Origin of the sequence: Novosphingobium sp. ST904 (assembly GCF_001298105.1) — a bacterium.
In the GTDB taxonomy this organism is placed as follows: Bacteria; Pseudomonadota; Alphaproteobacteria; order Sphingomonadales; family Sphingomonadaceae; genus Novosphingobium.
In genome coordinates this window covers 188192-203101 of record NZ_LGJH01000165.1, presented here as the reverse complement: position 1 = coordinate 203101, position 14910 = coordinate 188192, and the positions used below count along the sequence as shown (strand labels likewise).

The following is a 14910-nucleotide window of genomic DNA, read 5'->3' as shown; positions in this document are numbered from 1 at the left end:
CTCAATCCTCGAAGATCGCGACGGCGCGGGTCCAGCCCGCCGAGGCACCCTTGATCTTGTGCGGGAAGCACGAGACGGTGAAGCCATGGCCGGGCAGCACTTCGAGGTTGTGCAGCTTTTCGAGGTGGCAATACCCGATATCGCGGCCTGCCTTGTGGCCTTCCCATATCAGGGACAGATCGCCGGTTTCCTTGACCTTTTCAGCGGTGTAGCTGAACGGCGCATCCCATGACCAGGCATCGGTGCCCGTCACCCGTACCCCCCGCTCGGTGAGGTACATGGTCGCCTCGTAGCCCATGCCGCAACCGCGGTTGACATAGTTCGGCTCGCCCAGCGCCTTGCCGGCGGCGGTGTTGACGAGGACGATATCGAGCGGCTTCAACGTATGGCCGATGCGGGCCAGTTCATCCTCGACATCCCTGGCCGTAACCACATAGCCATCCGGGAAGTGCCGGAAATCAAGCTTAACGCCGGACTGGAAGCACCACTCCAGCGGCACTTCGTCGATGGTGAGAGAACGTTCAGGCTCTCCGTCCTTGCCGTTCATGGTCGGATGGAAATGATAAGGCGCGTCAAGATGCGTGCCGCTGTGCGTCGTCAGCCTGACCCATTCCGCAGCGGCGAAACCGGCACCATCCGGCGTATCCTCGGCAGTCACGCCGGGAAAGAACATGTTCAGTTCGCCCACCGTTTCGGAATGGGTCTGGTAGGTGATCTCCGGCTTCAGGAACGGCGGATCACTGACGACATCGTTGCAAAGCGAGATCGAGAGATCGACGAAACGGCGAGTCATGCGGTCTTTCCTCCCAGCGTCTCGGCGAACCAGTCTGAAATCAGATCGCGGCCATAAGCCATGTTGTCCGCTCCGACGTGCTCGACGCCGCCTTCGCGGGGCGTGAAGATCACCTTCTCGCGGCGCGGCGAATTGACCAGCTGGTCGTAGAGATCGCTGGCGTAGTTCACGCTGATCTGGCGATCCTGCGCGCCGTGAGTGACGAGGAAGGGCACCTTTATGCGGTCCATGTGGCCGTTGAGGTTCATCGCATCAGACTTCGCCAGGAAATCGTCCTGATCCTCGGCACCGAAGGCCCAGTGGACATGCGCCCAGTAGTGCGGCACCGGGTTCTCGCCCTCGCGTGCCATGCGCTTGTCCTGCACTTCGCGCCAGTTGTGGTTGGCCCCCCAGACCGCGCCGGACGCAAAACGCGGTTCGTAAGCGACCGCGCGCGGCGCGAAGTGGCCGCCAAGAGAGATGCCGGTCATGCCGATGCGCGCCGGATCGACGTCCGGCTGCTGCTCCAGCCAGTCCACCGCCTTGCTCGCCCAGCTTTCCGAATTGGGATCGACCGGCAGGTTCTGAAGGCGCAGCGCCTCGCCCGATCCGGGCTGGTCGACGCAGAGCGTGGAGATGCCCCGCCGCGCCAGTTCCTGCGGCAGGCGGGTCCAGTAGAGCAGTTCCTTGCAGCTATCGAGACCGTTGCAGAACACCACCACCGGTTGGCGTCCCTCTCCGGGTGCCCGCGTGAACAGCGCAGGCATCGTGCCGGTTTCCAGCGGGATTTCCACGCGCTCGCGGTTGATCCGGCCCAGCGCGGTCGAACGGTCGAACGCTTCGCGCGCCCTTGCGTAAGTTTCCTGGCGGCCGGGATGGCCGTGGCCCTGCATGCGTTCCGCGGTGATGAGGTAGAGCGAGGCGCGCTCCAGCTTGTTCGAGGCGGAGAACTTGCGCCCCGCAGCCTCGTCCTCGGCCGCAAGTTCGAGCAGCTTGTCGCCCATCGCCGCCCATACCTTCATGAACTGCGGCGTACCGGCATCGGCGCCGCTGGCCGCCGCGTCGCGGATCGGCTGGCACATGTCGATGATCTCGCCAAGCTGCGCGCCCGATTCCATCGCGATCGAAACCGAGAGGTTCCAGATGTAGTTCGGAAAGTATTCGAACAGAGCCATGGTTCAGGCCTCCGCCGGCTGGAACAGGCGCGCATCGGGTGCGGGATGCGGCATCGTCTGCGGGCCCCCGACACCGATGCCCCACTGGTCCATGATCTGCGGCCCCGGAATGTGGACCTTGTGCTGATGCGTTTCGAAATCGACCTCTTCCAGCTCGGACGTATACTCGACCGCGAAGCCGCCGGGCGTCGTGAAGTAGCTGAAGGTATTGTTGCCCGCCGTATGGCGGCCCGGCCCCCAGCGCAGGTCCGTGCCGCGCTGCTTCAGGCGATGGACGCCGCGCATCATGTCGTCGACCGAGAGCATATCGTAGGCGACATGGTTGAGACAGGGCGGACCGGGCAGGATGGCGACGCGGTGGTGCGCCCCGTTGCAGCGCAGGAAGCACATGAAGTCACCCAGCCAGTCGCTGATCTTGAAGCCGAGCACATCGGTGAAGAAGGCCACCAGCGCCTGATGATCAGGCGAGTGCATGACGATGTGGCTGATCTTCACCGGCACGCCTTCCCAACGCTCCATCGCCCGCTTGCCGAGCTTCTCCACGTCCGCCGAAATCTCGAAGGGGAGGCCGTCGGGCGAGAAGAAGCGGAAGGCATAGCCGCCGCCGGGGGCATCGAGTTCGCGCGGGGCGAAGATCACCTTGCAGCCTGCCGCCACGACCTTCTCGTGCAGACCATCCACATCCCCCCGCGTATCGGCGGCAAACGCGATCACCTCGACATGGTCGGCATCCGACTTGTGGAGGCGCACGACATGGTGCTCGTCATGCCCGTGGGTCTTGAACCAGGCGAAATCGTCCTGCGCGGCGACCTCCACGAGGCCCCAGTCCTGGGTATAGAAGGCGCGCTCGGCGTCGAAATCCTGAACGCCATATCCGACATAGCGGATTTCGGTCACTCGGCTCATGGCTGCAATTCCTTGAATGAAATGGTCAAATGGGTTGGCTGACAACCGCGAACATCTCAGCGGTGGCCTTGTGGTTATCGACCGGGGGGCCCTTGCCGATCTGGCCGTGGCAGATCGCCAGCGAAGCCTCGACGATGTAGCGGCAGCGCTCGTAACGACGGGCGCGATAGGCCGCGAATGCCTCCTCGGGAGCGGTGTGCGCCGAGAGTTCCTCGGCCAGAACCAGCGCATCCTCGATCGCCATGCCGGCGCCCTGCCCCAGATGCGGCGTGGTGGCGTGAATGGCATCGCCCAGCAGCACCACCCGTCCTGCATGCCAGGGGCCGTGAACCATCATGCCTTCGAGCGGGCGGTAGACCACGCCCTCGTCATCGGTGATATGTTCGGCCAGTTCGCGGATTGCCGGTGCGGCCCCGGACAACCTGGCGCGCATCGCCGCGGCCAGGCCATCCACCGGATAGCGGGGATTGTCCGGCTCCGGCGTGGTCGCATAGATGTACATCGTGTCGGCCGACATCGGCACGAGGCCGACGCCGGTAGGTCCGTTGTAGACGTGAAGCGCATCAAGCCCTTCAGCGCGCGGAAAGTTGTAGCGCCAGACCGATTGACCGGTGAATTCCGGGCTTTCCGCCTGAGGCAGGACCATGCGGCGGGTTTGCGAATAGACGCCGTCAGCGCCGACCACCACATCATAGCGCCCGTCGGAGCCATCTGAGAAGCGCACGAAAACGCCCGTTTCATCCTGATCCAGCAGTTCGACAGTCACGCCGAGGCGGATCTCGGCGCCGAGGGCCCGGGCGCTGTCGCCAAGCACCTTCTGCAGGGCACGGCGGCCGATACCGACATTGGAGGGCCTGCCCTCCACCAGTCTCGGCGTGGGAATACGGGCCACGCGGGTCCCGTCGGGAAGGTAGATCTCCACGGCATCGAACCCGCAGGCCGCATCCAGAAAGGCTTCGAGCACGCCGAGCTGGTCCATCGCGCGGACCACGTTCGATTGCTGGATGATGCCGACGCCATAGACCGACCACTCAGGATCGCGCTCGATCACGGTGACGCGATGCCCCTTGCGAAGGAGCGCAATCGCGGCGGAAAGGCCGCCGATGCCACCGCCGATCACGAGAATATCGAGTTTTTCCATATACCTGCTTTCAGGAACGCCATCCGCATCCGCCACGATGCGCCGCCATTCTTCTCCCATGCCCATCGCGAGCCCGTTGCCGGAGGGATTGCAGGACCGCTTGCCACAGATCAAATTTTTTGTTTTTGTCCATTACCAACGATGGAATCAATACCTGATGCGCCTGGACAAGTTCGACCTCAACCTGTTGATCGCCTTTGAACTGCTGCTGGAGGAACAGAACGTCACCAGAGCGGCACAGAGACTGAACCTGACGCAATCCGCGATGAGCGCCGCGCTGGGTCGGCTTCGACTGGCGCTGAACGATGAACTGCTGGTGCCGCACGGCCGCCGGATGGTGGCCACGCCCCATGCGCTGGCGCTGGCGCCGATGGTATCGGAAGCGGTGCGCAATCTTCGCGTGCTGATCTCGGGCGCGACCGCCTTCGATCCCGCCACGTCCGATCGCCGCTTCGAGATCGCGGCTTCGGACTATATCTCGACGGTGCTCCTCAGCCCGCTGCTGCCCCAGCTCAAGCACGAGGCGCCCGGGGTGGAGATCAACGTCGTCCTGCCCAACCGGGAATCGAGCGCGCTTCTGGAAGACGGCAAGCTCGATTTCCAGCTCACGCCCGAACAATACCTCAGCCCCGACCACCCCAGCGAACTCCTGTTCGAGGAACGGCACGTCGTTGTCGGATGGTCGGGCAATCCGGTGTTCCGGCAGGAAATGACAGAGGAAGCGTTCCTGTCCTGCGGTCAGGTCGCGGTGCGGATCACCGGCGTTCCCTCCTTTGCCGAACGCCACCTGCTGGCATCGGAAGACCGCCGCCGGATCGAGGTGACGGCGCCATCGTTTTCGCTGGTGCCATGGTTGCTGCCCGGCACGAACCTGCTGGCCCTGATGCACGAACGCCTCGCCCAGGTCTTCGCGCCGCTGCTGCCGCTGGAAATCCGTCCGGCGCCGATGGCCATGCCGGCGATGCGCGAGATGATCCAGTACCATGCCGCCCGCACCACCGATGCAGGGATGATCTGGTTCAAGGACAAGCTGATGACGGCAGCACGCTCCCGGTGAACGCCGGCCTCATACCAGGCGCGAAGGCACTGCCGTAAAGACCTCGGTGCCGTGCGGCTGCCGGGCGCGGAATTCCAGCGTGCCGCCCAGCCGGACGCGCGTTCGCGCATTCCTACCAGCCCATAGTGACCTTCGCGGCGCCCCGCTTCCCGGATCGCATCGGGCAGGCCGATACCGTCATCCGCGATGGAGAGGGTGAGCTTGTCCGCCGCATACCGGATACGGATTTCGACCGATGAAGCCTCCGCATGGCGAACGGCATTGGCCAGCGCCTCGCCAACGATGCGGGCCAGTTCGTCCGCCACCGAGGCGCGGATCGGCCGGACACTGCCTTCCTCCACGATCGTCCAGCGCAGGGCCGAAGGCACGATGCGGGCCGCGAGCGGAGCCAGCAAGGGCGCCAGCGGCACCGGCTCGCGGTCCTCCCGCAGAGAACGGACGCGGTCGCGCCCTTCGAGCAGCACGTCGTCCGCCCGCTCCAGCGTATCCTCGAGCGCGCTGCGGGCCTTGTCTCCTTTGGGGAGCAGTTCGACGATGGACTGGAACCGCAGCATCAGGCCCTGGAAACCCTGCAGCAGGGTATCGTGAAGTTCCCGCGCGATCCGCTCCCGCTCGGAGAGGCGGGCCTCCAATCGGCTGCTGGCCTGCGCCGCCACCGTTCGCAGGCGCCAGCGATAGAATGCCCAGACCACCGCGCCGATCGCCAGACATGCGAGAGCGAGGAACCAGCCCGTCTGGTAGAAGGCCGGAGCGATGGTGAAGGCGATTTTCGCGCCCTGCCGGTTCCAGACGCCGTCGTTGTTCGAGGCGATGACGCGGAACTCGTAATTCCCCGGACCAAGGTTCGTGTAAAGCGCCTGGCGCTGGTGCCCGGCATCGACCCAGTTGCCGTCAGCGCCGCGCAGGACATAGCGGTATCGGTTGGCACCGGCATCGGTAAGGCTGAGAGCGGCGAATTCGATCTCTACGCGGTCCGTGCCGACCGGCAGTGCGATCACGCTATCGGACGGAGCATGCAGGGTCTTGCCCGCAATCAGCGAGCGGATCATCACCGGCGGCACGACGTCGTTGCGCGTCAGCCGTTCCGTATCGATCCAGGCCAGCCCCTGGTTGGACGCCAGCCAGAGCCGCCCGCCGCCATCTGCCGCCAGGTCATTGGTGCCGAACACATTGGATCTTGCCCGGAACCCTTCCTCATGGCCGAAGCGGTCGAACGGCAGGGCGGCGCCGGGCCTCTGGAAGGCGCGGTCCAGCCCCTTGGCCGGAATGCGTGCGATCCCCGTCGCCCCGATGGTCCAGACCGCACCGTCCCCGGTTCGGCCAATGCCGGTCACGCCGGCCAGCACGGGATAGTCCCGCTCGGAAAGGCTCTCGAGACGCGTGCCCCGCAGCCGCGCGATGCCCTTCTGCCCGCCGAACAGCAAGCTCCCCCCGCTCCCGACGACGAGGTTGACCGAACCGATGCGGTTTGCGCCTGCCGGCCAGAGGCTGGTCGCCGAGCCGCCCGCGATGCGCTGAAATCCGGCCTTGCTGCGGCCGACGAGCAATGTGCCCGGCCCATCGGGGCGCAGGGTCAGCACGGTGCCGTTCCGGTCTCCTGCCGGACCGGAGGCAGGCTCCAGCCGAGTGCCTGAAAGCCGATAGACCCGGTCCATGCCGGTCCAGAACGTTCCCGTATCGTCCAGGGTGCAGGATACCGAAAGCGGACCTGCTATCGCTTTGGACTGCGCGACGGTTCCGTCGCCCCGCAATGTCAGCAGGTAATTCCCATCAAGGCCGATGGCCAGCAGGCGCCGGGCATCGCCGCACAGGACGCCGAGGGACGCCTTGCGGAAGATCAGTTCCGGCTCCTCGCGGTCCCGCCCGGCCCGGTAGACACCGGAAAGCCCGGCATAGAACACATGCCCCGAGCGCGGATCGGCCACGAACCCCGTCACCACCGCTTCGTGATTGCGCGGCCGGGCGACATTGCTGGCGGAAAACCGGTCGAGACCGGATTCGGTGCCTACCCAGACATTGCCCTCGCGGTCTTCCAGAACCGACAGGGCAAGCGATGCGGTCAGCCCGTCCCGGTCGGGAAGCCGATCGAACACGGGCCTCCCCGCCGCCGTGGAGGGAACGACCCGGGCGAGACCATCATCCTGACCGGCGATCCACAGGGCATCGCCGCGATCGAAGGCGATCTGCCGGCGAACGTAGGGCGTGTTTACGGGAGACAGCGGGGCGATAGGCCCGCCGCCCGAGAGGTTGCGAAGCCCGCCCTCGTCGGCCAGCCAGATACGATGACGGGAATCCTCGGCAAGCGCAGCGAACGAACCGGCGCGGGCCCCCAGCGGTTCGAAGCGCGAGGCCCCCGGAGCAAGGCGGAGCACGCGCGATGGCTGGGCGACATAGAAGCTGCCGTCCGATGCGCTCAGCATCGAGCCCATCGCCGCCTCGGCAAAGCCCTGCGCCGGTCCGAAATAGGTCCATCGTCCGTTGAGGTAGCGCGACAGGTTCATCACGCCCTTGCGGTCAACCGCGATCCAGACGGCGCCGTCGCGGCCCTGCCGGATGCTGTCCACCCCGCCCGAAGGCGGCCGCGGGTTCGCCCCTCGCAGCACGCCGCGATGAGGACCGCTGCCGCGCAGCACCGCGATGCCGCCGAAATCATAGCCGACCCAGATGTCCCCGTTGCGGGCCGCCAGCAGCGCCGTGACCTGTATCGACCGGCCGGGATCGTCGTCCACCGGATTGACCCGTTCGAAGCGAATGCCGTCGAAGCGGTAAAGCCCCGTGGAAGTGCCGAGCCAGAGGAACCCGTCGCGCCCCTGGGCCATCGCGCGGATATTGCCCGGAGCGCCGTCTCCCAGCGACCAGCGCGTATGCCGGAACTGATCGAGCCTGCGGGCCGGATCGAGCGCGGCGCCGGGCCCGGCAAGGCCCAGCAGCGGCAAGGTCCAGAGCAGCGCCGCGAAACGGCGAGCCAGTGGCCTCATTCCGCGCCGGGGTTCTGAAGATCCATGCGGATATTGAATCTGTCCGAACGATAATGCGCGTAAGTGCGCAGGAACGGCCGGTCCTGCCGATCATAGACGGTGCGGGTGATGCGCAGGATCGCGGACATCGGCTCCACCTGAAGCCGTTCCACGCAAAGCACGTCGGCCAGCATGGCGCCGATGGTCTGTTCTGCCCGCGCGGCGTGGTGGCCCGCCTCGTCCAGCAGCTTGAGGATCGGGGCGCGCACCAGCGACGCCTCGTTGACCACCGCGCCCAGTTCGCCCGGAACGTAGCTGACGACATAGCCGATAGGCACCCCGTCAAGACAGCGCACGCGCACCGCGCGGACCACCTCGGCCCCAACGCCCAGCCCCAGCGCGCTTGCCACGGTGGCGGTCGCCTCGCGCCTTTCGACCGAGATCACGTTGACCGTGGTGCCCTGCCCCAGCGCCAGCAGCGAATCCACCGCCTGGTCGATGTTGGCCTCCAGCGGCTTGGCCGGGGATTTGAACACCACGCGCGTGCCAAGGCGGCGCTTGCGCTCGACATAGTTCTGCTCGGCCAGATCGTTCAGCACGCGGCGCGCGGTAATGCGCGAGACGCCGTAGATTTCGGAGACTTCCGCCTCCGTGGGCATGGCGCTGCCAAAGGGACGCTGGCCGCTCAGGATCTCGTCGCGCAACATGAGGTAGATCTGGTGATAGAGCGGCACTGCCGCATCGCGATCGAGCACGTCATTCCCCCGGGAGGTGTCGGGCCAAGGACGCCCGTCTTGGTCCGACCCTGCTCTTCGGAGCCCGCCCCCGCTTAGTCAAGTCGCCGCCGCCACGCGCCAGACCGGATAGCGGCCCATCAGCAGCAGCGAGAACCCTCCCGCCACCAGGCAGCCGACCCCCGCCATGAGCGCCGGATCGTAGCGCCCCATCGTGTCGAAGGCCCACCCGTAGACCACTGGGCCAAGGCCTCCGCCCAGCGCGATCACGGTATAGAAACAGCCGTAGATCGTGCCGTAGTTCCGCCGCCCGAAGTAGCGCGCGATGAGATAGGCCAACAGGTCGAACTCGAAGCCCGCCCCAAGGCCCAGCGCAATCACCGAAAGCACGGCATGGGTGGTGTCGAGTTGCGGCTGCGCCATCATGAAGCTGCCGGTGGCGGGCATGGCGAGAATCACCAGCGCGCAGCCGGGCGCCCAGAACCGGTCGAGCAGCCAGCCGCCGATCACCCGACCGGCGATCACCGAAAGCCCGAATCCGGCCGTGATCGCGCCAATCTCCGCCAGCGAAAAGTGCCGGGTGCGCAGGATATTCTCAAGATTGGGCGTAGGCGCGGTAAGCGCGAAGGCGATCAGCAGGAAGGCGAAGGTCATGATCCAGAAGCGCCTGTCACGCAGCGCCTCGCGCAGGGTCAGCCCGCTTTCCATGATCGGCGATTCTTCCTCGCCCGAACCGCGCCGCTCGCCCCTTTCGCGAAACAGCAGGGAAACCACCGGGAAGCCGATCACGATCGGCAGCGCCCCGATCGCCACGAACGCCCAGCGCCAGCCGAAGTCACCGATCAGCCAGGCAGCCAAGGGCTTCACGAGGAAACCGGTGATGCCCGTGCCGGTGCTGGCCACGCCGATGGCGAGCCCGCGGTGACGGTCGAACCAGCCGTTGACGGCATGCATCCACGTCGCCGTCAGGGTTCCGGCGCCGACCACCGACATGAGCACCCATTGGCCGTAATAGATCCAGAGCGTGCCGTCGCTGAGCGAGAGGCTCATGAAAGTCAGGCCGAACAGCAGCAGCGAGACTTGCGCCACCCGCCGCGCGCCGAAACGGTCCACGGCAAAGCCCGCCATCGGCCCGGTCGCCATGACCACCAGCGACTGCACGGTAATCGCGCCCATGAGCGCGGCGAAGCTCCAGCCGAAAGCCTTCTGCAACTCCGGCGCGAACATGCCCGCCGTATAGAACGGCAAGGGGCTCAGCCCCATCGCCAGTCCCACCATCGCCGCGAAAACCACGACCCAACCCGCGCCGCTGTCTCGCGCCGGAAGGCTGCGATCGGACGTCGCTTCGGGAGATGAAGGCCGTATCTCCGCAGAAGACGGTGCTGCTGTCACCATCGAATTCGAACGCATTTTTCACCTGTCGGAGATTGGGCCGCCCCGCTCTGGACGGACACTGGACAAGGCCGCGATCCTGACACAGTAATAGTCATATTGATATACCATAAAGGACGGGCTGCATGACCACCGCCAGCACCATCAGGCGCCGCTACGTGACTGCCCCGATTGCCGGCAAAGCGATCGGCAAGGGAGCGGAAGCAGGCCGGCTGGTTCACTACCGGGTCTGCGGCGAAGGGCCGGCGGTGGTCATGCTTCACGATTCCCCGCGATCCTCCCGCCTGCACACCGCCACGATGAAAATGCTCGCCAGCCGGTTTCGCGTCTTCGCCCTCGACACGCCCGGTTACGGCAATTCGCAGCCGCTCGGCCTGATCGATCCCGCGATCCCCGATTTCGCCGAGGCTCTGCGCGAAGCGCTTGCGGCGCTGGGGCTGGAGGAAGCCCCGCTTTACGCCACGCACACCAGCGCCAAGATCGCGCTGGCCCTCGCCGCGCGGGGCGGCAAGATGCCGCTGCTGGTGCTGGACGGCCTCTCGATCCCCGACGCCCCCGCCCCCGAAACCTTCATCAACGCCTATATGCGGCCCTTCCGCCCGGATGCCGACGGGGCCTACCTCGCGGCGGAATGGGTTCATGCCCGCGACATGCTGCGCTGGTTCCCCTGGTTCTCGCGCAAGGCCGAGAGCCGCATGGCGATGGATGCCCCGGCGCCGGAATGGCTGGAAGACTACGGTATCGACCTGTTCAGCGCCGGACCGCACTATTCCGACGCCTATGCCGCCGCGATGCGCTGGAACCCGCTGGAGGACCTGCGCACCGTGCAAGTGCCGACCCGGGTGGCCGCCCGTAGCGACGACGTGCTCTACGGGTTTCTCGGCAAGGTACCCGTCGATCAGAACGACAGGCTGACGGTCGAAAGGCTCGGCAGCGATCGCGACGAATGGCTGGACTGGCTGGCGGAAACGCTTGCGGGAGCGGGAGCGGGAGCGGGAGCGGGAGCGGCATCGCCACCCCCGCCTGAAGCCGCACCGGATGCGCAGGCCGGCTATGTGGACCTTCCGCAAGGTCAACTTCACTGGCGGCGGAACCTGTCGGGCAGCGGGCGGACGGTGCTCGCGCTTTCCGCGCCGACCACCCTGGAAGCGCAGGCATGGGCACAGGCCCTCGCCGGTTCGCGCCCGACACTCGTGCCCGACCTGCCCGGATTTGGCGATTCCGATCCGTTGGCCAAACCGGATGCCGACCTTCTGGCCAGTAGCCTGGCCCAAGTCATCGAGCATCTGGCTCTCGGCAAAGTGGACGTGCTCGCCATCGGCCTTGCCGCGCCGCTGGGCGCCAGACTGGCAGCGCTACGCCCCGATCTGGTGGAAACGCTCGTGATCCACGGCGCCCCCCACCTGGACATCGACGCTGCCTTCAACGCCGCCTGCTGCCCGGTCATCCCCTTCGATGCCCATGCCGGAACCCATCTCCACCGCATCTGGCATATGCTGCGGGACAGTCAGGTGCAGTGGCCATGGTTCGACGGCACGCAAGGCGCAGCGCGCAAGTCCGCGGCGCTGCCCGAACCGGCGCAGATGCACGCCGCGCTGACCGGCGTGCTCAAGCAACTCCCGCGTTATGGCGACTGCGTGGCCGCCGCCCTGACTGCCGCCTCTGCAGAGAAGTGGCGGGAAGTCACGGTCCCGACCTTCGTGACCCTTGGCGACGATCCGGCCCAGCACGAGGCGGAGGAAATCGCAGGCCTCCTGCGCGATGGGCAAACCTTCGTCCTGCCCGCCTCGCCGCAGGAAGGCGCGGCCATCCTGACCGCCATGCTCGGCGCCGCCGTCCCGGCCGCTTCGTGAGCGCCGGCATCGAGAGCGCAGCGCCGCTCGCCGCCGCGTTCCCGCGCCGGTCCTATGCCTGGTACGTCCTCGCGCTCCTGACGCTGGCCTATGCGCTGGCTATCCTTGACCGGGTTTCGATCGCGCTGCTGATCGAACCGCTGCAAAAGTTGCTGGCGATTGACGATACCCAGTTCGGCCTTCTGCAAGGCATGGCGTTCAGCGTCGTCTACAGCGTCCTGGGGCTACCGCTGGGGATGCTGAGCGATCGCTGGCGGCGCGTGCCGCTGCTGCTGGGCGGGCTTACGCTCTGGAGCCTGGCAACGATCGGCTGTTCGCTCGCCACCACCTTTCACGAACTCTTCGCCGCGCGAATGATGGTGGGCGTGGGCGAAGCGGCGCTGGTGCCGGTCGCGACATCGCTGATCGCCGACTACTTCGCACCGGACGTGCGGCCCAAGGCCTATGGCCTGTTCGTGACCGGCAGTTCGCTCGGCACGGCCGGAGCCATGGCGCTGGGCGGCCTGTTCCTCGACTGGGCCGACGGGCTGATCGCGGGGCTGCCCGCGGTATTCGGCGGCATGCAGACCTGGCAGGTGGTCTTCGTGCTTTGCGGAGCGCCGGGCATCGTTCTTGCCCTGCTGCTCTGGCTCACGGCGCGGGAACCGGCCCGGCAGGGCAGCGCAAGGGCGACCGAACCGATCAGCCTGCGCCCGATCCTTCGCCTGTTCGCCCGCCGTCCCGGCGCATTCGCGCTGTTCATGCTGGGATCGGTCCTGAACCTCGTCTGCGTTTATGCCATCGTCGGCTGGTTCCCGGCGCTGTTCATCCGCGTGCATGGCTGGGGCGCCGCCGAAACCGGGAAGATTCTCGGTCTCTACGGCTTTCCCGTCTCGATCTTCGCGGCAGTGAACAGCGGCTGGGTCATCGCCTGGCTGGCCCGGCGCGGGCATACCGACGCACCGATCCTCTGCGCGATGGGCTGCGCCGCCTCGATGGCGGTATTCGGCACGCTTGCCTGCCTTGCGCCAAGCGGCAGCCTTGCGCTGGCGGGATATCTGCTGAACGCCCTGTTCCTCAACTGGAACACCTCGGCCGTCTATTCCGGCTTCGCGCAGATCACCCCCAACGCCCTGCGTGCGCAGGTCATGGCGCTCCAGACGATCGCTTCGGGCCTGATCGCGCTCACCGCGGGCAATTTCATCGTCGGCTTCCTGTCGGACACGGTGTTCACCGGCAGGAGCGGCATCGCCTGGTCGCTGGGAAGCGTATTCTTCGGCTGCGGCCTTGGCGCCTTCTTCGTCCTCATGGCGGCGCGGCGCAGCTTCCGCGCCGCCGCCGCCGAACTTGCGGGAGAAACGGCATGACCGGCCTCGCCCCGCTGCTGGACCGACTGGCCGAGACGCTCGGCCCGGACGGCATCCTCACCGATCCCGACAGCCTGCGCCTCCATGGCTCGGACCTGCTGGACGAAGGCGCGGACTGCGCCTTTGTCGTCCGCCCCGCTACGGTGGAGGCGCTTGCGGAAGCGGTCGGGCTGATCGGGCGGGCCGGGATCGCCATGGCCCCGCGCGGCGGCGGCCTTACTTATGTTCGCGGCTATACGCCCGCCGACCGCCGCTTCGCCGCCATCGACCTGTCCCGCCTCGACCGCGTGATCGCGGTGAGCGAAGAAGACATGACCATTACCGTGGAGGCCGGCGCGACGTGGAAGCAGATCCACGATGCGCTTGCTCCGCTCGGCCTGCGATTGCCGTTTTTCGGGACCTTTTCCGGCAGCCGGGCCACGGTGGGCGGCGGCCTGTCGAACGGCGCGCTGTTCCTCGGCACCGCGCGTCACGTCTCGGCGGCGGAAGCGGTCGTTGGCATGGAAGTGGTACTGGCGGACGGTTCGATCCTCCATACCGGACAAAGGGCCGTCGCCCGCGCCCCGCGCCCGTTCCTGCGCACCTTCGGCCCCGATACCACCGGCCTTTTCGTTCATGACGCAGGCGCGCTGGGTATCAAGGCCCGCGTGACCTTGCGCCTGATCCCCGCGCCGGGACACTTCGGCTATCTCTCCTTCGGTTTCGAGCGACAGGCCGACGGCATCGCCGCGCTTTGCGAAGTCGCCCGCTCCGACCTTGCCGAAGATGCCTACCTGATGGACGCCGACAAGACCCGCAGCGCTCTCTCCGGCCCGACCGATCTCCTCCGCGACGTCCGGATGCTGGCCAAGGTCGCCGGGCAGGAACGCGGGCTCCTGAAGGGCTTGAGGGCCGGTGCGAAACTCGCCCTGGCGGGGCGCTCGTTCATCGCGGCGGGATGCCATTCGCTCCACCTCGTCCTCGCCGGCCGCAGCGAGGCGGCCATCGCGGCGGACAGGCAGGCGGCGCGGGCAATCGCCGCCCGTTTCGGCGGCCGCGAACTGCCGGACTCCATTCCGCGCGCGGGCCGCGCCGACCTGTTCCCGCCGGTCAGGGACATGATCCTCGGCCCCCTGGCAGACCGCTGGATCGCCCTTAACGCCAAAGTCCCGCACAGCGAGGCGCAGCGCCTCACCGCGGCGGTGGAAGCGCTGCTGGCCCGCCGCCAGTCAGCACTGGACGCCGCCGGCGTGACCGTCTCGCGCCTCATAACCGTGATGGGCACCCATGCCTTCAGTTACGAGCCGGTCCTGAACTGGCGCGATGCCTGGCTGCCGCTGCACCGCGACGTGCTGGGCCCGGCGACCCGTCTGGACGAGCCACCCGCCGCGCCGGATGCACGCGCGCTGGTCATGGAAGTTCGCGAGGAACTGATCGCCCTGTTCGCGCAACTGGGCGCGGCGTCGAACCAGATCGGGCGCACTTATCCCTATGCCTCGGTCCTGCGCCCGCAAGCGCGCGCGCTGCTCGAAGCGCTCAAGCGCGCGGTCGATCCCGAAGGGCTGATGAACCCCGGCGCGCTCGAACTGGGCTGAGCC

The 14910-nt window shown here is 66.9% G+C and carries 10 protein-coding genes and 1 pseudogene; 4 read left to right on the top strand and 7 right to left on the bottom strand.

Going from position 1 to position 14910, the window contains the following annotated elements; genetic code table 11:
• Nucleotide 1 precedes the first annotated feature (1 nt).
• Genes ADT71_RS27345 through ADT71_RS27330 form a run of 4 tightly spaced genes read right to left on the bottom strand, consistent with a single transcriptional unit; the run spans nt 2 to nt 3994 of the window.
• The gene (locus ADT71_RS27345) at nt 2–793 is read right to left on the bottom strand and encodes a cyclase family protein (protein ID WP_054441900.1); all 792 of its coding nucleotides are present in this window, start codon (nt 791–793) and stop codon (nt 2–4) included.
• Nucleotides 790–1947: a S9 family peptidase gene (locus tag ADT71_RS27340; RefSeq protein ID WP_054441899.1), complete on the bottom strand. Its 1158-nt coding sequence runs from the start codon at nt 1945–1947 to the stop codon at nt 790–792. The genes ADT71_RS27345 and ADT71_RS27340 overlap by 4 nt, the downstream gene beginning before the upstream one ends.
• Before the next feature lie 3 nt (nt 1948–1950).
• The gene (locus ADT71_RS27335; RefSeq protein ID WP_054441898.1) at nt 1951–2853 is read right to left on the bottom strand and encodes a VOC family protein; all 903 of its coding nucleotides are present in this window, start codon (nt 2851–2853) and stop codon (nt 1951–1953) included.
• 25 nt (nt 2854–2878) lie between these two features.
• Entirely contained in the window at nt 2879–3994 is a 1116-nt protein-coding gene (locus ADT71_RS27330; protein WP_054441980.1) for an FAD-dependent oxidoreductase, read from the bottom strand.
• Between the two features lie 157 nt (nt 3995–4151).
• Here ADT71_RS27330 and ADT71_RS34635 point away from each other — a divergent pair, with 157 nt between their 5' ends.
• A complete protein-coding gene (locus ADT71_RS34635; protein ID WP_054441897.1) occupies nt 4152–5051 on the top strand; it encodes a LysR family transcriptional regulator in 900 nt (299 codons plus the stop codon).
• Between the two features lie 152 nt (nt 5052–5203).
• Here ADT71_RS34635 and ADT71_RS27320 read toward each other — a convergent pair.
• The 3 genes and pseudogenes from ADT71_RS27320 to ADT71_RS27310 all read right to left on the bottom strand — a co-directional run.
• Nucleotides 5204–7870 (bottom strand): annotated as a pseudogene (locus ADT71_RS27320) (triple tyrosine motif-containing protein); the annotation flags it as partial.
• Between the two features lie 155 nt (nt 7871–8025).
• A complete protein-coding gene (locus tag ADT71_RS27315; protein ID WP_054441896.1) occupies nt 8026–8763 on the bottom strand; it encodes a GntR family transcriptional regulator in 738 nt (245 codons plus the stop codon).
• A gap of 78 nt (nt 8764–8841) precedes the next feature.
• Nucleotides 8842–10152, bottom strand: coding sequence for an MFS transporter (locus tag ADT71_RS27310; protein WP_231636241.1), 1311 nt, complete (start codon nt 10150–10152; stop codon nt 8842–8844).
• A 107-nt stretch (nt 10153–10259) separates the two neighbouring features.
• Between ADT71_RS27310 and ADT71_RS27305 the strand changes: the two genes are divergently transcribed.
• From ADT71_RS27305 to ADT71_RS27295, 3 genes are read left to right on the top strand one after another with little or no spacing between them, the layout of a single operon-like run.
• On the top strand, nt 10260–11987 hold the full coding sequence (locus ADT71_RS27305; RefSeq protein WP_054441895.1) for an alpha/beta fold hydrolase: 1728 nt from the start codon (nt 10260–10262) through the stop codon (nt 11985–11987).
• On the top strand, nt 11984–13333 hold the full coding sequence (locus ADT71_RS27300) for an MFS transporter (protein ID WP_054441894.1): 1350 nt from the start codon (nt 11984–11986) through the stop codon (nt 13331–13333). The genes ADT71_RS27305 and ADT71_RS27300 overlap by 4 nt, the downstream gene beginning before the upstream one ends.
• Entirely contained in the window at nt 13330–14907 is a 1578-nt protein-coding gene (locus ADT71_RS27295) for an FAD-binding oxidoreductase (RefSeq protein ID WP_054441893.1), read from the top strand. The genes ADT71_RS27300 and ADT71_RS27295 overlap by 4 nt, the downstream gene beginning before the upstream one ends.
• Nucleotides 14908–14910: the final 3 nt, after the last annotated feature.

Bases quoted from the DNA above. Each gene is read 5' to 3' on its own strand.
- ADT71_RS27345 (WP_054441900.1), bottom strand. From the start codon at position 793: ATGACTCGCCGTTTCGTCGATCTCTCGATCTCGCTTTGCAACGATGTC.
- ADT71_RS27340 (WP_054441899.1), bottom strand. From the start codon at position 1,947: ATGGCTCTGTTCGAATACTTTCCGAACTACATCTGGAACCTCTCGGTT.
- ADT71_RS27335 (WP_054441898.1), bottom strand. From the start codon at position 2,853: ATGAGCCGAGTGACCGAAATCCGCTATGTCGGATATGGCGTTCAGGAT.
- ADT71_RS27330 (WP_054441980.1), bottom strand. From the start codon at position 3,994: ATGGAAAAACTCGATATTCTCGTGATCGGCGGTGGCATCGGCGGCCTT.
- ADT71_RS34635 (WP_054441897.1), top strand. From the start codon at position 4,152: ATGCGCCTGGACAAGTTCGACCTCAACCTGTTGATCGCCTTTGAACTG.
- ADT71_RS27310 (WP_231636241.1), bottom strand. From the start codon at position 10,152: ATGCGTTCGAATTCGATGGTGACAGCAGCACCGTCTTCTGCGGAGATA.
- ADT71_RS27305 (WP_054441895.1), top strand. From the start codon at position 10,260: ATGACCACCGCCAGCACCATCAGGCGCCGCTACGTGACTGCCCCGATT.
- ADT71_RS27295 (WP_054441893.1), top strand. From the start codon at position 13,330: ATGACCGGCCTCGCCCCGCTGCTGGACCGACTGGCCGAGACGCTCGGC.